The organism is Caballeronia sp. Sq4a, from assembly GCF_023170545.1.
Classification (GTDB): domain Bacteria; phylum Pseudomonadota; class Gammaproteobacteria; order Burkholderiales; family Burkholderiaceae; genus Caballeronia.
On the sequence record NZ_CP084251.1, the window covers coordinates 107,216 to 129,714 of the forward strand.

At 64.5% G+C, this 22,499-nt stretch carries 21 protein-coding genes; 13 read left to right on the top strand and 8 right to left on the bottom strand.

What is annotated here, in order from left to right; genetic code table 11:
• Window positions 1-12: 12 nt before the first annotated feature.
• The 10 genes from panE (at window position 13) to LDZ24_RS14505 (ending at window position 9,506) form a co-directional block, all read left to right on the top strand.
• Window positions 13-951: a 2-dehydropantoate 2-reductase gene (gene panE / locus LDZ24_RS14460; protein WP_248322924.1), complete on the top strand. Its 939-nt coding sequence runs from the start codon at window positions 13-15 to the stop codon at window positions 949-951.
• A gap of 80 nt (window positions 952-1,031) precedes the next feature.
• Window positions 1,032-1,577, top strand: coding sequence for a chromate transporter (locus LDZ24_RS14465; RefSeq protein WP_248322925.1), 546 nt, complete (start codon window positions 1,032-1,034; stop codon window positions 1,575-1,577).
• Window positions 1,574-2,101 (top strand): chromate transporter, encoded by a 528-nt coding sequence (locus tag LDZ24_RS14470; RefSeq protein WP_248322926.1) that lies wholly within the window; start codon window positions 1,574-1,576, stop codon window positions 2,099-2,101. The genes LDZ24_RS14465 and LDZ24_RS14470 overlap by 4 nt, the downstream gene beginning before the upstream one ends.
• Window positions 2,102-2,313: 212 nt before the next feature.
• Entirely contained in the window at window positions 2,314-2,652 is a 339-nt protein-coding gene (locus LDZ24_RS14475) for a thioredoxin family protein (RefSeq protein WP_248322927.1), read from the top strand.
• Between the two features lie 101 nt (window positions 2,653-2,753).
• Window positions 2,754-3,458: a FadR/GntR family transcriptional regulator gene (locus LDZ24_RS14480; RefSeq protein ID WP_248323301.1), complete on the top strand. Its 705-nt coding sequence runs from the start codon at window positions 2,754-2,756 to the stop codon at window positions 3,456-3,458.
• A gap of 27 nt (window positions 3,459-3,485) precedes the next feature.
• Complete coding sequence (ltnD, locus tag LDZ24_RS14485; protein ID WP_248322928.1) at window positions 3,486-4,379, top strand: L-threonate dehydrogenase; 894 nt, start codon at window positions 3,486-3,488, stop codon at window positions 4,377-4,379.
• Between the two features lie 52 nt (window positions 4,380-4,431).
• Window positions 4,432-5,220, top strand: coding sequence for a 2-oxo-tetronate isomerase (gene otnI, locus LDZ24_RS14490; RefSeq protein ID WP_248322930.1), 789 nt, complete (start codon window positions 4,432-4,434; stop codon window positions 5,218-5,220).
• A gap of 37 nt (window positions 5,221-5,257) precedes the next feature.
• Window positions 5,258-6,223: a D-erythronate dehydrogenase gene (denD, locus tag LDZ24_RS14495; protein WP_248322932.1), complete on the top strand. Its 966-nt coding sequence runs from the start codon at window positions 5,258-5,260 to the stop codon at window positions 6,221-6,223.
• A gap of 380 nt (window positions 6,224-6,603) precedes the next feature.
• Window positions 6,604-7,716 carry a DedA family protein/thiosulfate sulfurtransferase GlpE gene (locus LDZ24_RS14500; RefSeq protein ID WP_248323302.1) on the top strand — a complete coding sequence of 371 codons (1,113 nt, stop codon included), beginning with the start codon at window positions 6,604-6,606 and terminating at the stop codon, window positions 7,714-7,716.
• Entirely contained in the window at window positions 7,713-9,506 is a 1,794-nt protein-coding gene (locus tag LDZ24_RS14505) for an FAD-dependent oxidoreductase (RefSeq protein WP_248322933.1), read from the top strand. Before LDZ24_RS14500 ends, LDZ24_RS14505 begins: the two co-directional genes overlap by 4 nt.
• A gap of 18 nt (window positions 9,507-9,524) precedes the next feature.
• Here LDZ24_RS14505 and LDZ24_RS14510 read toward each other — a convergent pair whose 3' ends face one another.
• Together LDZ24_RS14510 and LDZ24_RS14515 are read right to left on the bottom strand one after the other, a co-directional pair.
• A complete protein-coding gene (locus LDZ24_RS14510) occupies window positions 9,525-10,937 on the bottom strand; it encodes a heavy metal sensor histidine kinase (protein ID WP_248322934.1) in 1,413 nt (470 codons plus the stop codon).
• Window positions 10,934-11,605 carry a heavy metal response regulator transcription factor gene (locus LDZ24_RS14515; RefSeq protein WP_248322935.1) on the bottom strand — a complete coding sequence of 224 codons (672 nt, stop codon included), beginning with the start codon at window positions 11,603-11,605 and terminating at the stop codon, window positions 10,934-10,936. Before LDZ24_RS14515 ends, LDZ24_RS14510 begins: the two co-directional genes overlap by 4 nt.
• Window positions 11,606-11,840: 235 nt before the next feature.
• On the opposite strand from LDZ24_RS14515, the gene LDZ24_RS14520 reads away from it, so the two are divergent.
• From LDZ24_RS14520 to LDZ24_RS14530, 3 genes are read left to right on the top strand one after another with little or no spacing between them, the layout of a single operon-like run.
• Complete coding sequence (locus LDZ24_RS14520; RefSeq protein ID WP_248323303.1) at window positions 11,841-12,362, top strand: cytochrome b/b6 domain-containing protein; 522 nt, start codon at window positions 11,841-11,843, stop codon at window positions 12,360-12,362.
• A 4-nt stretch (window positions 12,363-12,366) separates the two neighbouring features.
• Window positions 12,367-13,134, top strand: coding sequence for a molybdopterin-dependent oxidoreductase (locus tag LDZ24_RS14525; RefSeq protein ID WP_248322936.1), 768 nt, complete (start codon window positions 12,367-12,369; stop codon window positions 13,132-13,134).
• A gap of 49 nt (window positions 13,135-13,183) precedes the next feature.
• Window positions 13,184-13,795 carry a DUF5666 domain-containing protein gene (locus LDZ24_RS14530; RefSeq protein ID WP_248322937.1) on the top strand — a complete coding sequence of 204 codons (612 nt, stop codon included), beginning with the start codon at window positions 13,184-13,186 and terminating at the stop codon, window positions 13,793-13,795.
• 107 nt (window positions 13,796-13,902) lie between these two features.
• On the opposite strand, the gene acnA is transcribed toward LDZ24_RS14530, so the two are convergent.
• The 6 genes from acnA to LDZ24_RS14560 all read right to left on the bottom strand — a co-directional run bounded on the left by acnA (window position 13,903) and on the right by LDZ24_RS14560 (window position 22,195).
• Window positions 13,903-16,608, bottom strand: coding sequence for an aconitate hydratase AcnA (gene acnA / locus LDZ24_RS14535; protein WP_248322938.1), 2,706 nt, complete (start codon window positions 16,606-16,608; stop codon window positions 13,903-13,905).
• 69 nt (window positions 16,609-16,677) lie between these two features.
• Window positions 16,678-18,129 (bottom strand): bifunctional 2-methylcitrate dehydratase/aconitate hydratase, encoded by a 1,452-nt coding sequence (locus LDZ24_RS14540; protein ID WP_248322939.1) that lies wholly within the window; start codon window positions 18,127-18,129, stop codon window positions 16,678-16,680.
• Window positions 18,130-18,160: 31 nt separating this feature from the next.
• Entirely contained in the window at window positions 18,161-18,682 is a 522-nt protein-coding gene (locus LDZ24_RS14545) for a hypothetical protein (protein WP_248322940.1), read from the bottom strand.
• 89 nt (window positions 18,683-18,771) lie between these two features.
• Window positions 18,772-19,944 carry a 2-methylcitrate synthase gene (gene prpC / locus LDZ24_RS14550; protein ID WP_248322942.1) on the bottom strand — a complete coding sequence of 391 codons (1,173 nt, stop codon included), beginning with the start codon at window positions 19,942-19,944 and terminating at the stop codon, window positions 18,772-18,774.
• Window positions 19,945-20,054: 110 nt separating this feature from the next.
• The gene (locus LDZ24_RS14555) at window positions 20,055-21,047 is read right to left on the bottom strand and encodes a CoA ester lyase (protein ID WP_248322943.1); all 993 of its coding nucleotides are present in this window, start codon (window positions 21,045-21,047) and stop codon (window positions 20,055-20,057) included.
• A gap of 161 nt (window positions 21,048-21,208) precedes the next feature.
• On the bottom strand, window positions 21,209-22,195 hold the full coding sequence (locus LDZ24_RS14560) for a malate dehydrogenase (RefSeq protein ID WP_248322944.1): 987 nt from the start codon (window positions 22,193-22,195) through the stop codon (window positions 21,209-21,211).
• Window positions 22,196-22,499: the final 304 nt, after the last annotated feature.

Sequence of the window (22,499 nt, forward strand, 5' to 3'; positions counted from 1 at the left end):
AAGGAGCGAGACATGCGGATTCTGGTCGTAGGCGCGGGGGCGATCGGCGGTTATTTCGGCGCCCGGCTACTGGAAGCGGGCAGGGACGTGACCTTCCTCGTGCGCAAACGCCGCGCCGAGCGGCTGCGCGAAAGCGGCCTGAACGTGCGAAGCCCTGAAGGCGATCTGACGTTCGCGAATCCGCCCATCGTTCTCGCGCAGGATATCGATCAGCCTTTCGATCTCATTCTGCTGAGTTGCAAAGCCTACGATCTGCAAGGCGCGATCAATTCCTTCGCGCCCGCCGTCGGTCCGAACACGGCCATTCTGCCGCTCCTGAACGGCATGGCGCACCTCGATGCGCTCGACGCGCGCTTTGAAGCCGCGAGCGTGCTCGGCGGCCAATGCGTGATTGCCGCGACGCTCGATTCGGAAGGCACGATCCTGCATCTGAACAACATGCAGTCGATGACCGTCGGCGAGCGCGCGGGCGGCCGGACGCCGCGCATCGACGCCATCGCGCAGCAACTCGGCGGCGCGCGCTTCGAACTGAATGTGAGCGAGAACGTCCTCCAGTCGATGTGGGACAAGTGGGTCTTTCTCGCGACGCTCGCGAGCGGCACGTGTCTGATGCGCGCGCCGATCGGCGACATCGTGGCCGCGCCGGGCGGCGAAGAGCTGCTGCGAAGGCTGTTCGACGAATGCCGCGGTATTGCCGCCGACAACGGCCACGCACCCGGCGATGCCGTGCTCGCGCGTGGGCGTGCGTTCTTCTCTGAGCGCGGTTCGCAGATGACGGCCTCGATGCTGCGCGATATCGAGAATAACGCGCCGATCGAAGCGGACCATATCGTCGGCGATCTGCTCGCGCGGCGAAAGTCGGCGGTGGATGTGTCGTCGTCCGTGCTGGCAACGGCGTATGCGCATCTGAAGGCATATGAAGCAAGGCGGGCGCGCGCTTCTCAGGCATGAACCCGCGCGCGGGCCGCTTCTGCCGCGCGGCCCGACGCTGTACGTCTCGGCTTTTGCCGCTTTTTGCCCCTCACCGCGCCATGCCACCGGATTCCGCCCGTCCCACGATTCCCGAACTTTTCTTAGGCTTTCTGACGCTCGGCCTCACGGCGTTCGGCGGCGCGCTGCCGCTCGCGCGACGCGAGATCGTCGAGCGGCGCAAGTGGCTCGACGCCGAAGCCTTCACCGATTTGCTCGGCCTCTGTCAGTTCCTGCCGGGCGGCAACGTCATCAATCTGTCCGTGGCTATCGGCATGCGCTTTCGCGGCGTGCCGGGCGCGATTGCCGGTCTGCTCGGTCTGCTCGTCGGGCCGTCGCTGATCGTGATCGGGCTCGGCGTCATCTATCAACGCACGCATCAGGACCCGCGCGTCGCGCATCTCTTCGCGGGGCTCGCGGCGGCCGCGGCGGGACTTCTGATCGCGATGGCCGTGAAGCTGCTCTGGCCGCTGCGCAAGAAGCCGGAGGCCGCCGCCGTCGCGCTCGTGATGTTCGCTGGCATCGCGTTGCTGCGCACGCCGCTTCTTCCGTCGATGCTCGTGCTCACGCCCATTTCCGTGCTGATCGCGTGGAAGGTGCGCCGATGAAAGACGATCTCCTCTCGCTCGCGGCCATCTTCAGCCAGTTGTCCTTGCTCGCGTTCGGCGGCGGCAACACCATCCTGCCGGAGATGCAGCGGCAGGTCGTGCAGGTGCATCACTGGATGACGAAGGCGGATTTCTCCGCGCTCTTCGCGCTCGCGCAGGCCGCGCCGGGGCCGAACATGATGGTCGTCACGCTGATCGGCTGGCATGTCGCGGGATGGCCGGGCGTGCTGGTGACGTCGCTCGCGAAATTCGGGCCGTCGTCGCTCGTGACGATTCTCGCGCTGCACGCGTGGGAGCGGTTCAAGGACCGCCCGTGGCGGCGCTATGTGCAGCTCGGGCTCGTGCCGATTACCGTCGGACTCGTCGCGGCGAGCGCGCTGTTGATTGCGGAGGCGTCGGACCGCGCGGCGGTGCTCGTCGGCATCACGGCGGCGGTCGCGGTGCTCGCTTACAAGACGAAGCTGCATCCGCTGTGGCTGCTCGCGGGCGGCGCGCTGATCGGGCTGTCGGGCTTCGGGCAGTGACCGAACAACGGCGAATTGATTGAGACTGTCGGTTCTTCGGAAGCAAACGAGCAAGGCAAGAGGGCGCTAACGGCTAACGCCGCGCTGATGTCCGGCTCGGGGCAGTAACCGACGAATGACTAGCTGCCGCGCTTCGGCCACGAACCGGCTGAACGCCAACCTGGCAGGCTTCCTGCTGACTCTCAAGCCGATGCAAACACGAGGAACGCGCCATGACCATGACCACCGAATACGCGAAGACCGCGCCCGAACGCAGCGAAATCGACGCGATGACTGCGCCGACCGTCGTCGAGTTCGGCACGGACTGGTGCGGCTTCTGCCGCGCCGCTCAGCCGTTGATCGCGCAGGCGTTTCAGGCGCATCGCGGCGTGCATCACATCAAGATCGAGGATGGCAGCGGCCGGCCGCTCGGCCGATCCTTCCGCGTGAAGCTGTGGCCGACGCTCATCTTCATGCTCGAAGGCAAGGAAGTCGCGCGGCTCGTCCGTCCGGGCGACGTCGGAGAAATTCGCGACGCGCTCGCGCTCATCGACGAGCCGTTCGCCGAATGACCGCTCGTGCTGCTTAGCGCGCTCAGGGTTATCGCCAGCAAGACAGCGCCGCGCCTGACTTGTATGATGACCCGATGACTTTACACCCGTCCACGCCGCGCCTGTTCGAAAAGATTCCGCCTCGCGCGTTATCGGACACGGTCGCGCAGCAATTGCAGACGCTGATCGAGAACGGCAGCTTCGCCGCGAGCGGCAAGCTGCCGAGCGAAGCCGTGCTCGCGCAAGAGTTCGGCGTGAGCCGCACGGTGATCCGCGAAGCCGTCTCGCGTCTGAAGAACGAAGGCATGGTCGAGCCGCGGCAGGGCAGCGGCGTGTTCATCGTGGAGCGCGCGGGCATCCGACCGCTGCGCATCGACTACGCGCAGGCCGTCGAGCCGGGCGCGGTCGTGCAGATTCTCGCGCTGCGTCGCGCCATCGAAGCCGAAGTGGCATCCGAAGCCGCGATGCATCGCACGGACGCGCATTTGCAGGCTATCGACGCGGCGCTCGGCCGTATCGACGAAGCCGTGCGCGAAGGACGCGACGGCGTGGCCGAAGACGTGGCGTTTCATCGCGAGATCGCGAACGCGACCGGCAATCCGTATTTTCTGAAGACGCTCGCTTTTCTCAATCAGTATCTGGAGGCCGGCACGGTCGTCACGCGCCGCAACGAAGCGCTGCGCGAGGACTTCTCGCGGCAGGTGCGCGAGGAGCATGCCGCGATCGCCGATGCCATTCGCGCGGGCGACGCCGTGGCCGCGCGCGACGCCGCGCAGACGCATCTGATCAACGCCGCGCGCCGTCTCGCGGAAGCGGGCATTCGCTAACACTTCACATCAAACCAGAGGAACGCCATGTCGAGAAACGTCGGAGTCATCGGGCTGGGCGCGATGGGAATGGGCGTCGCGCGCTCGCTCTTGCGGGCGGGATTCGCCGTCCATGCGTGCGACGTGCGCCGCGACGTGCTCGACGCCTTCGCGGCGGAAGGCGGCATCGCGTGCGCGTCGCCGGCGGAGTTGGGCGGCAAGTGCGACGTCGTCGTGACGCTCGTCGTCAACGCGGCGCAGACGGAAGCGGTGCTGTTTGGCGAGTCCGGGGCCGTCGACGCGATGAAGCCGGGCAGCGTCGTGCTGGCCTGCGCGACCGTCGCGCCCGCGTTCGCGGTGCAGCTGGGCGAGCGCATCGCGCAAAAAGGCGTGCTGATGCTCGACTCGCCCGTGTCCGGCGGCGCGGCGAAAGCCGCATCCGGCGAAATGACGATGATGACTTCCGGCCCCGCCGCCGCCTATGCCGCCTGCGAAGACGTGCTCGACGCGATGGCCGGCAAGGTGTATCGGCTGGGCGACGCGCACGGCGCGGGCTCGAAGGTCAAGATCATCAATCAACTGCTCGCGGGCGTGCATATCGCGGCGGCCGCCGAAGCGATGGCGCTCGGCTTGCGCGAAGGGGTCGATCCGGAGGCGCTCTATGATGTCATCACGCACAGCGCGGGCAATTCGTGGATGTTCGAGAACCGCGTGCCGCATATCCTCGCGGGCGACACCACGCCGCTTTCCGCCGTCGATATTTTCGTGAAAGACCTGGGTCTCGTGCTCGATACGGCGCGCACCACGAAGTTTCCGCTGCCGCTTTCTGCGGCCGCGCATCAGATGTTCATGATGGCGTCGACGGCCGGGTACGGCGGCGAGGACGATTCCTCGGTCATCAAGATCTTTCCCGGCATCGAGCTTCCGAAAGGGGCGAAGTGACGCCTGATGCAGTAAGCCGAGCCGCCACGAAGACACTGAAGGAGAACACGCGATGCCCCGCTTCGCCGCGAATCTGACGATGATGTATCCCGAACACGCGTTCCTCGACCGCTTCGCCGCCGCCGCGAAAGACGGCTTCAAGGCGGTCGAATTCCTGTTTCCGTACGACTTTCCCGCCGCCGACATCAAGGCGCGCCTGACCGACAACGGCCTCACGCAGGCGCTTTTCAACGCGCCGCCCGGCGACTGGGCGGCGGGCGAACGCGGCATCGCATCGCTGCCGGGGCGCGAGGACGAGTTCCGGCAAAGCATCGACAAGGCGCTCGAATACACGGCCGCGCTCGGCAACAAGAAGCTGCATGTGATGGCCGGCCTTATCGCGCCGGATCAGCCGCGCGACGAGCACGGCGCCGTTTATCTGCGCAATCTCGAATACGCGGCGAAAGCGGCGCAGTCGGCGGGCGTCGGTATCGTGATCGAGCCGATCAACACGCGCGATATCCCCGGCTTCTTCTTGAATCGACAGGACGAGGCGCAAGTCATTTGCGATGAAATCGGCGCGCCGAATCTGCAAGTGCAGTTCGACATCTATCACTGCCAGATCGTCGAAGGCGATATCGCCGTGAAGCTCAAGCGCGACATGAAGCGGCCGAACGCCGGCATCGGGCACATTCAGATTGCGGGCGTGCCGGACCGCAACGAGCCGGATATCGGCGAGCTCAACTATCCGTATCTCTTCGAACTGATCGATTCGCTCGGCTACGACGGATGGATCGGCTGCGAATACCGGCCGAAAGCGGGTACGTCCGAAGGTCTCGGCTGGCTGAAGCCCTATCTGTGATGCGTGTGATGCGTGTGATGCCTTCTGGAGCGACGACATGAAAATCCTGATCACGGGCGGCGCGGGCTTTCTCGGCCAGCGGCTCGCCAAGCGGTTGCTGGAACGCGGCACGCTCGACGGCCAGCCGGTCACCGAACTGCTGCTGCTCGACGTGGCGCGTCCCGCCGACGCGCAGCTGCTCGCCGACCCGCGCGTGCGCGCCGAAACCGGCGACATCGCGGAGCGCGCGGTGCTGGAACGCTGCATCGACGGCGAGACGCGCGCCATCTTTCATCTCGCGGCCATCGTCTCCGGTCAGGCCGAAGCGGAGTTCGATCTCGGCATGCGCATCAATCTGGACGCATCGCGCACGCTGCTCGAAGTGTGCCGCGCGTCGGGGCACGCGCCGCGCGTCGTGTTCACGAGTTCGGTCGCGGTGTATGGCGGCGTGCTGCCGGACATCGTGCAGGACGACACGGCGCTGAACCCGCAAACGTCGTATGGAACGCAGAAGGCCATTGCCGAACTGCTGCTCTGCGATTACTCGCGGCGCGGCTTCGTGGATGGCCGCGTGCTGCGGCTGCCGACCATCAGCGTGCGGCCGGGCAAGCCGAACGCGGCGGCGTCGTCGTTCGCGAGCGGCATCATTCGCGAGCCGCTGAACGGCGAACGCTCGGTGTGTCCGGTGGACGGCGACACGCGGCTGTGGCTGCTCTCGCCGAAGAGCGCCGTCGATGCGTTGATCGCCGGCTGCGCGATTGAGCGCGCCGAGTTCGGCATGCGGCCGATCATCAATCTGCCGGGGTTGTCGGTGAGCGTGAACGAGATGGTCGCGGCGCTGCGCGAAGCGGCGGGCGACGAGGTCGTGTCGCGCATCGACTGGCAGCGCGACGAGCGCATCGCGAAGATCGTCGCAAGCTGGCCGGGCGCGTGGGATACGTCGCGCGCCAAGCAACTGGGACTGACGGGCGACCGGTCGTTCGCTGACGTGATTCGCGCTTATATCGAGGAAATGCGCGGGTAGCCGCGCAAGTCGGCGAGAGCTCGTGCGGAAGCGGCGCGGCAGAACTATCGGGTGATGCCGCCGCCGACGTCTTCGCCGCCCTCGTCGCGCGAAGCTCGCGCAAACCCGCGCAGCGTTTAGCGCCAGAAGCGCAAACACTCGCAGCCAATTCAAGGAGCGGATAGCTAACGCCATCGCGCCCGGCATGCCGCGCACGTGTCACGCTTACATCCTTATTTCCGCGCTACACTCCTCTCTTCAGTGTGACGAAGGCCGCAGTGGATCACGGGCGTCGCACGCCCGTTTCTCCCTCGCTCGCGGCCGGATTGCCGCCTTCGCCGCGCTCGCGGCAAGCGCTTCGGTCACGTCAGAACGCCATCGCGCACGCGGGAGATCCCATGTTGCTCCACCAGCTAGTCGATCGTTTCGGCCCGGCGATCGTTTTCATCAACGTCATGGGCTCCGCGCTCGGGCTGCCCGTGCCCGCCATGCCGACGATGATCATCGTCGGCGCATCCACCGCGCTCATGGCTGTGAACGGCGGAGCGTTCTGGCCGCCGCTCGCGGGCGTTCTGGCCGTCGCCGTGCTGGGCGGCGTGCTCGGCGATCTCGTCTGGTTTCAGGGCGGGCGCAAGTACGGCGACCGCACGCTCAAGACCATCTGCAAGCTGTCGCTCTCGCGCGATACCTGCGTGAAGAAGACCGAACGCTTCTTCGGACGCTGGGGCGTGCGCATTCTGCTTGTCGCGAAGTTCATCCCCGGCCTGTCGCTCGTGTCGGTGCCGCTCGCGGGCGCGATGGGCGTGCGGCTGCGCAGCTTCGTCCTGCACGACGGCGCGGGCGTCGCGTTGTGGAGCGCGGTCGGCCTCTCCGTCGGCGTGGTGTTCGCGGCGGAACTGGAAATGGTCTTCGCGATGATCTCGCGGCTCGGGCGGCAAGCGGTGATCGTGGTCGCGGTGCTGCTCGCCGTCTACGTGACGTACCGCTGGTGGCGCCGCCGCGCGCTCATGGCGACGCTGGAGAAAGCGCGCATTTCGGTGGACGATCTCTACGCGCTGATGCACGGCGACCCGCTGCCCGTCATCTTCGATATCCGCTCGGCGGAAAAGCGCATGCTCGACCCGTACGTGATTCCGGGCGCGCTGTTCGCGGACGAGCGCGAGTTGCAGAAGATCATCGAGAACTACGACAAAGACCGCAAGCTCGTCATCTATTGCTCGTGCCCGAACGAAGTGTCCGCCGCATGGATGGCGAAGACGCTGCGCAACGCGGGCTTTCGCGATGTCCTTCCGCTCACGGGCGGCCTCGACGCATGGCGACTCGCCGGCTTCGAAGTGGCGAAGCTGACGGAGTTCGGCGAAATCGTCGCGGCGACGCCGGAAGAAGCGGAGCAAATGGCCAATACGTGCTCGCTGCCGATGGTGCGAGATGCGGCGTCGCCCAACACACCATCCGCCAACATAACGTCGGCGCCCCTGCATGAACCCGGCTTACCTCACGGAGATCACGCATGAGCACCACCCCGAACAGCGATCACGCCACGCAGATGCCGAATGTCGTGGCGTGGAGTCCGGGCATGCCGCCGCCGGACGATTCGGGCACGCCGGCGCCGGCCGCGGCCGCGCCCGAAGCGGAGAGCGCGCCGTTTTCGCCGCTGCAAACGCGGGCGCACCAGATGTTTCCGCGTCTCACCGACGACGAGATCCAGCGCATGTCCCGCTTCGGCAAGGCGGCGCGCTGGCGCGCGGGCGAGTGGATGTTCCGCACGGGCGAAGTCGGGCGCGGCATGGTGGTCATATTGAAGGGACTCGTGCGCGTCACGCGGCGCGACGCGCTCGGCAAGACGCATATCGTCGTCGAACACGGCGCGGGGCATTTTCTCGCGGAAGTCGCGCAGCTTTCCGGCAAGCCGTGTCTGGTCGACGGCATGGCGGCGGAAGACGTGGAAGGCTTCGTGATCCCGCCCGAACGGCTGCGCGCGCTGCTCGTCGCCGAAGCGGAACTCGGCGAGCGCATCATGCGCGCGCTGATCCTGCGGCGCGTCGGGTTGATCGAGAAGGGCAGCGGGCCCGTGTTGCTCGGCCAGGCGGACGATGGCCGGCTCATCTCGCTGCAAGGCTTCTTCCGGCGCAACGGCTATCCGCACACGGTCATCGACGCGAACACGGACCCGGACGCCATCGCGCTCTTGGAGCGCATCTCGGCCTCCACGGCAGATTTCCCGCTCGTCATTTGTCCGGACGGCACGGTGTTGCGCGCGCCCGACGAGAATCAGGTCGCGACGCAGCTCGGCTGGCTGCCGGAGTTCGATTCGAACCACGTCTACGATGTCGCGATCGTCGGCGCGGGTCCGGCCGGTCTTGCGACGGCCGTTTATGCGGCGTCCGAAGGATTGTCGGTGGCCGTGTTCGATTGCCGCGCGCCGGGCGGTCAGGCGGGCGCGAGCTCGCGCATCGAAAATTATCTCGGCTTTCCGACCGGCATCTCCGGTCAGGCGCTCGCGGGGCGGGCGTTCGTGCAGGCGCAGAAGTTCGGCGCTCACATCGCCATTCCGACGCGCATCAAGGCGCTGCATTGCGGCGAGTCGCCCATTCAGATCGAGCTGGAAAACGGCACGCGCGTCGCCACGCAGACGGTGGTGATCGCGTCGGGTGCGGCGTACAGGCGGCCGGCCATCGAAGGGCTCGAACGTTACGAGGGGCGCGGCACGTACTACTGGGCGTCGCCGGTGGAGGCGAAGCTCTGCAAGAACGCGGACGTCGTGCTGGTGGGCGGCGGCAATTCGGCGGGGCAGGCGGCGGTGTATCTCGCATCGCACGCGCGTCACGTCGACGTGCTGATTCGCGGCGCGAGTCTTTCGACGAGCATGTCGCACTATCTGGTCGAGCGCATCGGCTCGCTGCCGAACGTGACGGTACGCACGCATACGCAGATCGTCTCGCTGCAAGGCGATGACCGCGTGCTCACGGCCATCAACTGCAAGACGCCGGATGGGCCGCTCAAGCTCGAATCGCGGCATCTGTTCCTGTTCACCGGCGCGGACCCGAACACCGACTGGCTGCGCGATTGCAGCGTGAATACCGACGCGAAGGGCTTCGTGCTGACCGGACCCGAGGCGCACGAGGGACGCACCGAAGGCGTGATGGGACTGGAGACGAGCGTGCCGGGCGTGTTCGCCATCGGCGATGTGCGCTCCAGTTCCACCAAGCGCGTGGCGGCGGCCGTGGGCGAAGGCGCGGCGGTCGTCTCGCAGATTCACGCGTTGCTTGCCCAGCGCGAAGTGGCGAGCGTCGCGGGAACGTGATCGCTAGGCCGGACGCGCTCAGGCTGCGGCGGGAAAGCGCAGCGTGAACTCGATCCAGCCGTCGGCCGAGCACTCCGCCGACGCGCTTCCGCCGTGCATCCGCATGATCGCCTGCACGATGGCGAGGCCGAGTCCGCTGGATTCGGTCCATTCGCTGCGCGCTGCGTCGCCACGATAGAAGCGGTCGAAAAGCCGCGCGAGTACTTCGCGCGGAATCGGCGCGCCGCGGTTTCCGACGACGATGCACGCGCCCTCGGCATCCGCACGGCCGGACAGACGCACGACGCTGTCCGGCGTCGCATACCGCACCGCGTTCACCACGACATTGCCGATCGCGCGGCGGCACATGATCGCGTTGGCGTGCATGTCGCCGGTCGCGTCGATATCGAACGTGATGCGGCGCTCTTCCGCGATGCCTTCGAAGTAGGCCGCGATGCTCTGCAACTCCTCGCGTAGGTCGAGACGCTCGCGCTCGATGGCCTGCTCGCCGTGATCCGCTTGCGCGAGAAACAGTATGTTCTGCGCGATGCGCGCGAGCCGCTCCAGTTCTTCGAGATTCGATTCGAGCACGCTGCGATATTCCGGCGCGCTGCGCGCGTGCGCGAGCGTCACCTGCGTCTCGCCGATCAACACGCCGATGGGCGTGCGCAGTTCGTGCGCGAGGTCCGCCGAGAATTGCAGGAGGCGCTCGTAACCGGTTTCCAGACGGTCGAGCATGGCGTTGAACGACGCGGCGAGGCCCTGCAATTCAGTCGGCGCATGCGCCACGTCGAGACGCGCGGACAGGCGGTGGGGCGTGATCTCGGCGGCCTTGTCGGCCATGAGCTTGAGCGGTCGCAGACCGCGGCTCGTGGCCCAATACGCCAGCAACATCGCAATGAGCGCCGCGCCGATCATATTGACCCACACGCGAACGAGATACGTGGACAGCACGCGCGCTTCCTGCGTCATCACATGCGCCGCGATGATCTCGACCACTTCGCCGCTCTCGCCGATGCGCGCCTGCGCGCCGATCCAGCGCATGCGCACGCCGTCGGCACGGGCGCCTTCGTACAGATCGTCGAGCCCGATCGCGCGGTTCACCGGGACGATATGCAGCGGCGGCAACGGCATATGGTCGGGATTGACGTTGATGAACGCCGCCGATCCCGCGCGCCGGAAGATGATCACGTCCTGCCGGTCGCCGAGCATGGTTTCGAAGAGCCGGGGGCGTGCTTCGATCTCGTTGATCGTATAGAGATCGTGCAGCAGCGAGCGAAAGTGCTCCACGCGCCCGATCAACTGATAATCGGCGCGCGTGGACAGCGCCGAGTTCGTCGCCTGATACAGCGCCACGCCGACCATGCCGACCACGATCCACACGATGGCCGCGAACGACAGCGCGATGCGCAGCGCAAGCGAGCGCGAGCGCGGAATCAAGCGCCGGTTCAAGCGTCCTCTCCGAACGAATAGCCGATGCTGCGCACCGTGTGAATGAGCTTCGGCTCGAACGCATTGTCGATTTTCGCGCGCAGGCGTTTGACGGCGACATCGACCACATTGGTGTCGCTGTCGAAGTTCATGTCCCACACTTCGGATGCGATGAGCGTGCGCGACAACGCTTCGCCGGGATGCTTGCAGAACAGGTGCAGCAGCGCGAATTCCTTATTGGTCAACACGATGTCGATGCCCTTGCGCGTGACCTTGCGGCGCAAGACATCCACATGCAGATCGGCGATCTGGAACGTATCGGACTCGCGCATCACGCCGCGACGCAGCAGCGTGCGAATGCGCAAGATCAGTTCGGTGAAGGAGAACGGCTTGACGAGGTAATCGTCCGCGCCGAGTTCGAGCCCGTGAATGCGGTCCGTGACGTGATCGCGCGCCGTGAGAAAGATGACAGGCAAGTCACGCTTCGCGCGTAACGCGGCCATGACCTGCCATCCGTCGATGCCGGGCAGCATGACGTCCAGCACGATCAATTCGTACGGGTTGGCGAGCGCCTGATGCAGACCGTCCGTGCCGTTGCGCACGAGATCCACCTGATAGCCGGACTCGATAAGCCCTTTTTTCAGGTAATCGCCGGTCTTGCGGTCGTCTTCGATCACGAGAATGGTCATGCGCGCGAGCTTCGTTATCAGGTTGACGTGATTCTATCGAGCGTCTGCCTTGTTCCGCCGCAAATGACAAAAACGTCATGGAGACGTCATCGATCGATCAGCGCGCGGCCGTTAGCATGCGTCCATGCTCGATCATCGACCCGCGAGGCAATACGTGCAAGAACGAACACTTCGGCCGGTTCAGCCGCTCTGGTTGCGCATCACGCATTGGGTGAATGCGCTCGCCATCGTTGTAATGGTGACGAGCGGCTGGCAAATCTATAACGCGTCGCCCATCTTCAAGGCGCTCACGTTCTCGCCCGCCATCACGCTCGGCGGCTGGCTTGGCGGCGCGCTTCAGTGGCATTTCGCGGCGATGTGGCTGCTGGTCGCGAACTTCATCGTCTATCTCGCGATGAACGTGGCGACCGGTCGCCTGCGCCGTCGCATGTTTCCGTTGAGCATCAAGAGCGTGTTCAGCGATGCGTTCGCGGCGCTGCGCGGCAAGCTCGGCCACGACGATCTCACGCACTACAACGCGGTGCAGAAGTTCGCGTATCTCGCGGTGATCGTGGATATCGTCGTCATCATTCTGTCGGGGCTGGCGGTGTGGAAGTCCGTGCAGTTCCCGTGGCTGCGCACGCTGATGGGCGGCTATGACAACGCTCGCGTCGTGCATTTCTTCGGCATGAGCTTTCTCGTTGCGTTCGTCGTGCTGCATGTGGCGATGGTCGCGCTCGTGCCGCGTTCGCTCGTATTGATGATCAAAGGACGTTGACGCCATGCCGATCAACAAGAACACACTCGACGCCGAGTCCATCATCAAGGACGCAGCGAAGGAACTCAAAGCGCCCGCGCGGCGCCTGTTCGGCAAGCGGATTCTTTCGCTGGGCGGCCTCGTGATGTTGTCCGGCTGCAATATCACCGACGACAAGTCCGTGAACGCGATGCTGCGCAAGATTTCGTCGCTGAACGACGATGCGCAGGCGTTGCTCTTCGATCCGAACAAGCTCGCGCCGACGTATCCCGAGTCGATGATCACGCGGCCGTTTCCGTTCAACGCGTTCTATGACATAGACCAAGTGCCGGAAGTGGATCCGTCCGCGTACAAGCTGGCAGTCGGCGGTCTCGTCAAAGGCAAGCGCGTGTGGACGCTCGACGAGCTTCACGCGATGCCGCAGGAAAGCCAGATCACGCGGCATATCTGCATAGAAGGCTGGAGCGCGATCGGCAAATGGGGCGGCGTGCGCTTCGCGCATTTTCTGGCGCGCGCAGGCGCGGATACGAGCGCGAAGTATGTCGCGTTCCATTGCGCGGACAACTACTCGACGAGCATCGACATGCCGACCGCGCTGCACGCGCAGACGCTGCTCACGCTGACGTACGACGGCCAGATCTTGCCGCCGAAGTACGGATTCCCGATGAAGCTGCGCATGCCGACCAAGCTCGGCTACAAGAACCCGAAGCATATCGTTGCGATAACCGTGACCAACGAATACCCCGGCGGCTATTGGGAGAACCAGGGCTACAACTGGTTCGGCGGTTCCTGATCAGACGCCTATTCAACGCATGTCTTTTGTTCAACCAGAAGGAGATTGCATGTCCATTCGCATGAAACTCGGCGTCAGCATCGCGGCGCTCGCATTCACGGCTGGTGCTTTTGCGCAGACGCCCGCTGCCAAGCCCACCCGTATTCGCGGCGATATCGTCGCGCTGTCGGGCGATACGCTCACGGTGCATCGTCGTAGCGGCGATACGGTCAAGGTCACGATCAAAGCCGACACGCCCGTGACGGCGCTCAGGAACATCAAGCTGCAGGACATCAAGCCGGGCGAATTCGTCGGCACGGCCGCAACGACCGGCACGGACGGCAAGCTCACGGCGACCGAAGTGCTGGTGTTCCCGGAAGCGGCGCGCGGCACGGGCGAGGGACATTACGCGTGGGACCTGGGCCCGCAGAGCTCGATGACGAACGCGAATGTCGATCAGGTCGTGCAGGGCACGAGCGGACGTGATCTGAAGCTGTCGTACAAGGGCGGTTCCAGTTCGATCACGGTGCCGGAGAACGTGCCGGTGGTGACGTTCGCGCCTGCCACGCATGACGATCTGAAGCCGGGGAAGAAGGTGTTCGTCGTGGCGAGCCCGGCGGGTGGGGATTTCGCGGCGCAGCGGATCGTGGTGGAGAAGGAGGGGGTTGTGCCGCCGATGTGAGGGGCGGTGGGCGCACGGATGCCTCGCACCCGAAAAAAAACCCGGCCAAGGCCGGGTTCAATGTTCCCGCGCCCTTTCGGGCGCGGTCACCTGCAAAACACCTGCGCTTACGCCGCGAGCAGCGAGCGCAGCACGAACGGCAGAATCCCGCCGTGCTTGTAGTAGTCCACTTCGATCGGCGTATCGATACGCAGCAGCACCGCCACGCGATCTTCCTTGCCGTCCTTGCGGTGAATCACCAGCGTCACTTCCTGCTGCGGCTTGAAGTCGTCGCCGAGACCTTCGATGTCATACGTCTCTTCGCCCGTGATGTTGAGCGACTGCACGCTGTCCGAGCCCTTGAACTGCAGCGGCAACACGCCCATGCCGACCAGGTTCGAGCGATGGATCCGCTCGAAGCTGCGCGCCACCACGGCCTTCACGCCGAGCAGTTGCGTGCCCTTCGCCGCCCAGTCGCGCGACGAACCCGTGCCGTACTCCTCGCCCGCGAAGACGATGGTCGGCGTGCCTTCGTCGATGTACTTCATCGCGGCGTCGTAGATCGACAGCTGTTCGCCGCTCGGCTGGTGAATCGTCAGGCCGCCTTCCACGCGCGTGCCGTCTGCCTTCGGCGGGATCATCAGGTTCTTGATCCGCACGTTCGCGAACGTGCCGCGCATCATCACGTCGTGGTTGCCGCGGCGCGAGCCGTAGCTGTTGAAGTCGGCCTTCTGCACGCCGTTCGCCTTCAGCCACACGCCCGCCGGCGACGTTTCCTTGATCGAACCCGCCGGGCTGATGTGGTCGGTCGTCACCGAGTCACCGAAGATGCCGAGCGCGCGCGCGTTCGTCACCGCCGGAATCGAATCGGCCGGCTTCATCGAGAAGTCATTGCCGAAGAAGGGCGGCTCCGCGATGTACGTCGACTTTGGCCAGTCATAGACCTGACCGGTTTCGCCCGCGATCTTGCTCCACAGGTCGCCTTCCTTCGTGAGTTGCGAGTAGTTCTGGCGGAACGTATCCGCGTCGAGTGCGAACTTGAGCAGCGCGTGCACTTCTTCGCTCGTCGGCCAGATATCGCCCAGGAACACGTCGCGGCCATCCTTGCCTTGGCCGACCGGCTCGGTCATCAGGTCGCGCGTGATGTTGCCGGCGATCGCATAGGCGACGACCAGCGGCGGCGATGCCAGGAAGTTCGCGCGGATGTTCGGGTGAATGCGCGCCTCGAAGTTGCGGTTGCCCGACAGCACGGCGGCCGCGACGATATCGTTTTTCACGATGGCGTCGTTCAGTTCCGGCGTCAGGTCGCCCGCATTGCCGATACACGTCGTGCAGCCGTAAGCGGCCAGCGTGAAGCCCAGCTGGTCGAGATACGGCAGCAGGTTCGTCTTCGTCAGATAGTCGGTGACGATGCGCGATCCCGGCGCGAGCGACGTCTTGATGTGCGGCGCGACCGTCAAGCCGGCTTCGACGGCCTTCTTCGCGAGCAGGCCGGCGGCGAGCAGCACGCTCGGGTTCGACGTGTTCGTGCACGACGTGATGGCCGCGATCAGCACGTCGCCGTTCTTCACTTCGATGCCGTCTGCCGTCTTGTACGTGGCCTGCAGGTCTTCCGGCTTCTTCGCGAAGCCGTTTTCGCCGACCGGCTTCGAGAACAGGTCGGTGAACGTGCTCTTCACATTGCCGATCTCGATGCGGTCTTGCGGACGCTTCGGGCCTGCGAGCGACGGCGCGACGGTCGACAGATCGAGCGTCAGCGTCTTCGTGTATTCGATGTCGCCGGCCTTCGGCACGCCCCAGAGGTTCTGCGCCTTGAAGTAATTCTCGAACGCCGAGATTTCTTCGTCGGTGCGGCCCGTGCCCCGGAAGTAGTCGATGGTCTTTTCATCGACCGGGAAGAAGCCCATGGTCGCGCCGTATTCCGGCGCCATGTTGCCGATGGTCGCGCGGTCCGGCACTGCGATCGACGCCGTGCCTTCGCCGAAGAACTCGACGAACTTGCCGACGACCTTCTCCTTGCGCAGCATCTCGGTGATGGTCAGCACGAGGTCGGTGGCCGTGCAGCCTTCGCGCAGCTTGCCCTTCAGCTCGACGCCGACCACGTCCGGCGTCAGGAAGTACACCGGCTGGCCGAGCATGCCCGCTTCCGCTTCGATGCCGCCCACGCCCCAGCCCACCACGCCGATGCCGTTGATCATCGTCGTGTGGCTGTCGGTGCCGACGAGCGTGTCCGGGTAATAGACGCCGTCCTTCTTGTGGACGCCGCGCGCGAGGTATTCGAGGTTCACCTGGTGCACGATGCCGACGCCCGGCGGCACGACCTTGAACGTGTCGAACGCCTGCATGCCCCACTTCATGAACTGGTAGCGCTCGTTGTTGCGCTGAAATTCCAGCTTCATGTTCAGGTCGAGCGCGTTCGGCTCGCGGAAGTGGTCGATCTGCACCGAGTGATCGACAACGAGATCCACCGGAACCAGCGGCTCGATGGCCTTCGGGTCCTTGCCCGTGCGCTTCGCCACGCCGCGCATCGCGGCGATGTCGGCGAGCAGCGGCACGCCGGTGAAGTCCTGCAGCACCACGCGCGCGACGACGAACGGAATTTCATCGACGCGGGCCGCGTTCGGCTTCCAGTTCGCGAGCTGCTTGATGTGCTCTTCGCTGATCTTCTTTTCGTCGTAGTTGCGCAGCACGGATTCGAGCACGAGACGAATCGAAACCGGCAGGCGCTGAATGTCGACGTTCAGTGCTTTTCCGAGTTGCGGCAGCGAGTAGTACTTGCCTTTGCCGGAGCCGCTGTCGAATTCCTTGAGCGTGTTGTGGAGATTGTGGGCCATGGTTATTTTCCTAGGGCTAAACGAGGAAATAGCTTCGATGCAACGTTTCTGTATGACCGAGTCGATCGACTAAATCACGTACAGATCGACGTATTCATTGACCGGCATTGCTTCCAGCTTTGCCTGGTCCAGCGATACCGCGAGGATCGCCTGTTGTTGCCTGGTGGGAAAGCGCCGCGCGAGGTTCGTCTTGAATTTCTCGACGAGCAGCGGAATACCGTCCGCGCGGCGGCGCTTGTGTCCGATCGGATAGTCGACCGCGATTTCATCGAGCTTCGTGCCGTCGTTGAACTCGACAGTCAGCGCATTCGCAATCGAACGCTTGTCCGGGTCGAAATAATCCTTCGTGAATTGCGGGTCTTCCACGCATTCCATCTTCGCGCGCAATGTGTCGATGCGCGGGTCTTTCGCCACGACGTCTTCGTAATCCGCAGCCGTCAGCCGGCCGAAAATCAGCGGCACGGCGATCATGTACTGAATGCAGTGATCGCGGTCAGCCGGATTATCGAGCGGGCCTTTCTTGTCGATGATGCGAATGGCCGCTTCGTGCGTGCGAATGGTGATCTTCGCGATGTCTTCGACGCCTTTGCCGACTTCCTTCAGCTTGTCGTGCAGCGTCATGGCCGCCTCCACCGCCGTTTGCGAATGGAATTCGGCCGGAAACGAAATCTTGAAGAGCACGTTCTCCATCACGTACGAGCCATACGGACGCTGGAACTTGAACTCGTTGCCCTTGAAAAGGACGTCGTAGAAGCCCCACGTCTTGGCGGTCAGCACGGACGGATAGCCCATTTCGCCGGTCTTCGCGATCAACGCGAGACGCACGGCGCGCGAAGTCGCGTCGCCCGCCGCCCACGATTTGCGCGAGCCGGTATTCGGCGCGTGGCGGTACGTGCGCAGCGAGTGGCCGTCCACGAAGGCGAGCGATACCGCGTTGATCAGTTCCTCGCGCGACAGGCCGACCATCTGCCCGACCACCGCGGTCGATGCGACCTTGACGAGCAGCACGTGATCGAGCCCGACCTTGTTGAACGAGTTTTCGAGCGCGATGCAGCCTTGAATCTCGTGCGCCTTGACCATCGCGATCAGGACGTCTTTCATCGTGAGCGGCTGCTTGCCGATCGCGACGGCGTTGCGCGAGAGCCAGTCCGCGGTGGCGAGAATGCCGCCGAGGTTGTCCGACGGATGGCCCCATTCGGCGGCGAGCCATGTGTCGTTGAAGTCGAGCCAGCGGATCATCGCGCCGATGTTGAACGCGGCCTGAACGGGGTCGAGCTGGAATTGGGTGCCCGGCACCTTCGCGCCGTTGGGGACGATCGTGCCGGGCACGATCGGTCCCATCAGCTTGGTGCAGGCGGGGTACGAGAGGGCTTCGAGTCCGCAACCGAGTGTGTCGATCAGGCAATTGCGCGCGGTTTCCAGCGCAAGGGCGCTGTCGACGTCGTAATCGAGAACGTAGTCGACTATGTCGACGAGTACCTTGTCCGGTTCGGGCCGGACATTGGAGATCGGTGCGGACATCGAGGATTCCTGTATTGAATACTGATGTGGCTTATTCCGCCGGCTTGAGCATCAGCGGGTTCTGCTTCAACGCTTCCGCCTGCGTGGGCGCCGTGGCGCCGGCTGCCATCTCGGCCGTCACACACTCGTCGGCCAGACGCGACGAGTCCTTGTCCGAGAACAGCATCGCCTTCGTCGGGATGACGACGAGGTCCATGCCGGTGGCGGCGTCGTGGAAGCGGTCTGCGCCGGTCGTGGTGTCCTGACGCGGCAGCTTGTAGTCCTTCTTGGCCCAGTTCACCGTGACGATCGCGTCACGCTTCATGTCGCCTTTCAGGTAGAAAGCCATGCCGTCCTTGCAGGACCACTTGACTGCGCCGTCGGGGATCGGGTCCGTCTTCGCTGCCGCAGCCGCTTCGGCCTTAGGCTTGCGCTTGATCAGGCGGCGTGCCGGAGCGGGGCGTTTGGCCTTGGCCGCGCTCGATTCGGTTGTCGCGGCGAAGGCGTCGGCACTCACGAACACGCTCGACGTGGCGAGCGTGCCGACGATTGCAGCGATCAGAAGTTTATTCATCGGTGAAACCTTTCAGAAACATTTGGGTTGAGTGGCGGGTGCTGCGCGGATGGGAGTCGCCAAAACGCGAATTCCGATCGCGCAGCCCGCTATTTTCGCTTATTTATCGGCACGAACTTCAAATTCTCGGGCCCGGTGTAATTCGCGCTCGGCCGGATGATCTTGTTGTCGATGCGCTGCTCGATGATGTGCGCGCTCCAGCCCGACGTACGCGAGATGACGAAGAGCGGCGTGAACATCGCGGTCGGCACGCCCATCATGTGATAGGAGACCGCGCTGAACCAGTCGAGATTCGGGAACATCTTCTTCGCGTCCCACATCACCGTTTCCAGGCGTTCCGCGATATCGAAGAGCTTGGTATTGCCCGCTTCTTTTGACAGCGACTTGGCCACTTCCTTGATGACCTTGTTGCGCGGATCGGAGATCGTATAAACCGGATGCCCGAAGCCGATCACGACTTCCTTGTTCCCCACGCGACGCTTGATGTCGGCTTCCGCTTCGTCGGGCGTCTCATAGCGCGATTGAATGTCGAATGCGACTTCGTTCGCGCCGCCGTGCTTCGGACCGCGCAGCGCGCCGATTGCGCCGGTGACCGCCGAATACATGTCCGAGCCCGTGCCTGCAATTACGCGGCCCGTGAACGTCGAAGCGTTGAACTCATGCTCGGCATACAGGTTGAGCGATACATGCATGGCCTGCACCCACGACTGCGATGGCTTCACGCCATGCAGCAGATGCAGGAAGTGGCCGCCGATAGAGTCGTCATCGGTTTCGACTTCGATCCGCTTGCCATTGTGCGAGTAGTGATACCAGTAGAGCAGCATGGAGCCAAGCGAGGCCATCAGCTTGTCGGCGATGTCCCTCGCGCCCGCGATATTGTGATCTTCTTTCTCCGGCAGGATCGTGCCGAGCACGGAGACGCCGGTGCGCATCACGTCCATCGGATGCGCGGAGGCGGGGATCCATTCGAGCGCGGCCTTCAGGTTCGCAGGCAAGCCGCGCAGCGCCTTCAGCTTCGTCTTGTACGCCTTCAGTTCCGCGACGTTCGGCAGCTTGCCATGCACGAGCAGATACGCGATCTCTTCGAACTCGGACGTGGTCGCCACATCCAGAATGTCGTAGCCGCGATAGTGCAGATCGTTGCCGGTCTTGCCGACGGTGCACAACGCGGTATTACCCGCTGTCACGCCCGACAGCGCGACGGACTTCTTCGGCTTGAAACCACCGGCTGCGGCTGCGTCGCTCGATACGGTGTCGCTCATTGCTTCAAGTCTCCTATGAACGCCCGTCCCGCGGCGTCGTCTCTTTCGCTTGAAACGCGCGCCGGGCTTGCGCTCGCGCCGCGTGACCAAAGGCTCGTGTCAGCTTGCATCTAGTTCGCGCCGAAAAGCGGCGCGCACTCGTCGGGCAGCGCGTGTCCCGTCGACTTCGCCCGGCGCAGCACCGACCAGTAATAGCGATAACTCGCGCGGTCGTGCAGCGTGTCGCCGTGGCGCGTCGGTCCCCACTGCGCGCGCTGTGCCGCGAGCAGAATCTCGGCGGCCAGCGTGATCTCGTCGGCGCGCGGCGAGAAAGCCTCGACAATCGGGCGAATCTGTTCCGGATGAATGCTCCACATGCGCGTGTAGCCGAACTCGTTGCGGGCGCGCGCGGCATCGTTCGCGACGACCGTCATGTCGCGCACTTCCGTCGACACGTTATGCGACGGCACCTTGCCATGCGCGTGACACGCGGCCGCGATCTCCAGCTTCGCGCGTCGCACGAGCGGATGATCGAACTGACCGGGCGAGCGCATCGCGGTATCCGGAATCGCGCCGTTGTGCGCCGACACGAAGTCCATCAGCCCGAAGCTCAGCGACTCGACGCCGGGCAGAGCGGCCAGCCGGAAGACATCCGCGAGCGCGCCATGCGTTTCGACCAGCACATGACAGGCGATGGCCTTCGCGATGCCCAACTCGCGCCGCGTGGCCTCGATGAACGCGACCATCTCGGCGGCATCGGAGACGCTGCGGATCTTCGGCAGCATCACATAGGCCGGCGCCTGCTTCGCCTGACGCAGGACGATGCGCACGTCGTCACGCCATGCGCGATGCTGGAAGTCGTGAATGCGCACGCCGACGCGCCCGAAGCGGTCGTCCTCGCCGCCGACGAACGACGCCACCATCTCCGCATGTTCGGCCTCGCGACCGACCTGCGCGCCGTCCTCGCAATCGAGCGTAATGTCGAACACCGGGCCGAGCTGCGCCTGCAACGCGAGCGACTTCCTGATCAGCTTCTCGCTGCCCGCGTAGTGATCGCAGGGCGGCAGAACTGCGGGTTGCGGCTCGCCGTCAAACAGCACGTCGGCGGGGGAGAGAGCGGGCATTGTCGGCGTCGGGTCCGAGGAAATGTGAATTCGATGCTGCTCGTGTTCTGATTCGGCCGCGCTCGCAGCGGTACGCGAGGTACGCAAGCGCGACCGGATCAGGCGCGAACCGCGAAGTCCGCGCTGAAGGGAAGCGCGTGCGCTTCCCCGTGCCGCCGTGCTTACTTGCCCAGCAGATGCGCAACGCCGTCGCGCTCTTCGAGCAGTTCGTTCAGCGTGTTGTCCATCTTCTCGCGCGAGAACGCGTCGATTTCCAGGCCTTCCACGCGCTTGTACTCGCCGTTTTCGCATGTGACGGGCACGCCGTAGATGATGTCTTCCGGAATGCCGTACGAGCCGTTCGACGGAATGCCCATGGTGACCCACTTGCCGTTGGTGCCGAGCACCCAGTCGCGCACGTGGTCGATCGCCGCGTTAGCCGCCGATGCCGCCGACGACAGGCCGCGCGCCTCGATGATCGCGGCGCCGCGCTTGCCGACGGTCGGGATGAACGTGTTGCGGTTCCATTCGTCGTCGTTGATGAGCTTCGTCAGGTTCTCGCCTTCCGCGGTCGCGAAGCGGAAGTCCGGGTACATGGTCGGCGAGTGGTTGCCCCACACGGCGAGCTTCTCGATGGACGCCACCGGCTTGCCCGACTTGGCCGCCAGTTGCGACAGCGCGCGGTTGTGGTCCAGACGCAGCATGGCGGTGAAGTTCTTCTTCGGCAGGTCCGGCGCCGACTTCATCGCGATATAGGCGTTCGTGTTCGCCGGATTGCCGACGACCAGCACCTTCACGTCGCGGCTCGCGACTTCGTTCAGCGCCTTGCCCTGAACCGTGAAGATTTCGGCGTTCGCCGAGAGCAGGTCCTTACGCTCCATGCCCTTCGAACGCGGACGCGCGCCGACGAGCAGCGCGATGTCGGCGTCCTTGAACGCGACCTTGGGATCGTCCGTGACGACGACGCCCGCGAGCAGCGGGAACGCGCAGTCTTCCAGTTCCATCACGACGCCCTTCACGGCGGCTTGCGCTTGCGGCAGATCGAGCAGCTGAAGAATCACGGGCTGGTCTTTGCCGAGTAGATCGCCGTTGGCGATGCGAAACAGCAGCGAGTAGCCGATTTGACCTGCGGCGCCGGTGACGGCAACGCGCTTTGCGGACTTAGCCATTGAAACTCTCCTGGACGGTGCGTGGAACGCTAGGGAAAAACGCCATTTTATGCGCGTTACGCAAAGCGTTGATGATGTCATGCCGGACATGCCGCCCGCGGATTGCTGAGAGCCTTCCGCCACGCGGGCCGCGCGCCGCATGGCTGCGCTTTCCCGCATGGCTGCGTGGCGGCATGACCGTCATGCCATGAATCCTTCTATGAGCGGAAAGTGCGGGACGCGCGAGGAGGCGCATTTTCGCTGGAGTCTGACGGCAAGCGCCCATTCGAGACGGCGCTGGACGTTGCGAGGCGGTAGACAGGCA

Excerpts from the sequence above, each read along its gene's own strand:
- LDZ24_RS14560 (WP_248322944.1), bottom strand. The coding sequence starts at position 22,195 with ATGGCTAAGTCCGCAAAGCGCGTTGCCGTCACCGGCGCCGCAGGTCAA.
- LDZ24_RS14465 (WP_248322925.1), top strand. The coding sequence starts at position 1,032 with ATGCCACCGGATTCCGCCCGTCCCACGATTCCCGAACTTTTCTTAGGC.
- LDZ24_RS14505 (WP_248322933.1), top strand. The coding sequence starts at position 7,713 with ATGAGCACCACCCCGAACAGCGATCACGCCACGCAGATGCCGAATGTC.
- LDZ24_RS14470 (WP_248322926.1), top strand. The coding sequence starts at position 1,574 with ATGAAAGACGATCTCCTCTCGCTCGCGGCCATCTTCAGCCAGTTGTCC.
- panE (WP_248322924.1), top strand. The coding sequence starts at position 13 with ATGCGGATTCTGGTCGTAGGCGCGGGGGCGATCGGCGGTTATTTCGGC.
- LDZ24_RS14530 (WP_248322937.1), top strand. The coding sequence starts at position 13,184 with ATGTCCATTCGCATGAAACTCGGCGTCAGCATCGCGGCGCTCGCATTC.
- LDZ24_RS14555 (WP_248322943.1), bottom strand. The coding sequence starts at position 21,047 with ATGCCCGCTCTCTCCCCCGCCGACGTGCTGTTTGACGGCGAGCCGCAA.
- LDZ24_RS14515 (WP_248322935.1), bottom strand. The coding sequence starts at position 11,605 with ATGACCATTCTCGTGATCGAAGACGACCGCAAGACCGGCGATTACCTG.
- otnI (WP_248322930.1), top strand. The coding sequence starts at position 4,432 with ATGCCCCGCTTCGCCGCGAATCTGACGATGATGTATCCCGAACACGCG.
- LDZ24_RS14540 (WP_248322939.1), bottom strand. The coding sequence starts at position 18,129 with ATGTCCGCACCGATCTCCAATGTCCGGCCCGAACCGGACAAGGTACTC.
- prpC (WP_248322942.1), bottom strand. The coding sequence starts at position 19,944 with ATGAGCGACACCGTATCGAGCGACGCAGCCGCAGCCGGTGGTTTCAAG.
- acnA (WP_248322938.1), bottom strand. The coding sequence starts at position 16,608 with ATGGCCCACAATCTCCACAACACGCTCAAGGAATTCGACAGCGGCTCC.
- LDZ24_RS14545 (WP_248322940.1), bottom strand. The coding sequence starts at position 18,682 with ATGAATAAACTTCTGATCGCTGCAATCGTCGGCACGCTCGCCACGTCG.
- denD (WP_248322932.1), top strand. The coding sequence starts at position 5,258 with ATGAAAATCCTGATCACGGGCGGCGCGGGCTTTCTCGGCCAGCGGCTC.
- LDZ24_RS14520 (WP_248323303.1), top strand. The coding sequence starts at position 11,841 with ATGGTGACGAGCGGCTGGCAAATCTATAACGCGTCGCCCATCTTCAAG.
- LDZ24_RS14525 (WP_248322936.1), top strand. The coding sequence starts at position 12,367 with ATGCCGATCAACAAGAACACACTCGACGCCGAGTCCATCATCAAGGAC.
- ltnD (WP_248322928.1), top strand. The coding sequence starts at position 3,486 with ATGTCGAGAAACGTCGGAGTCATCGGGCTGGGCGCGATGGGAATGGGC.
- LDZ24_RS14475 (WP_248322927.1), top strand. The coding sequence starts at position 2,314 with ATGACCATGACCACCGAATACGCGAAGACCGCGCCCGAACGCAGCGAA.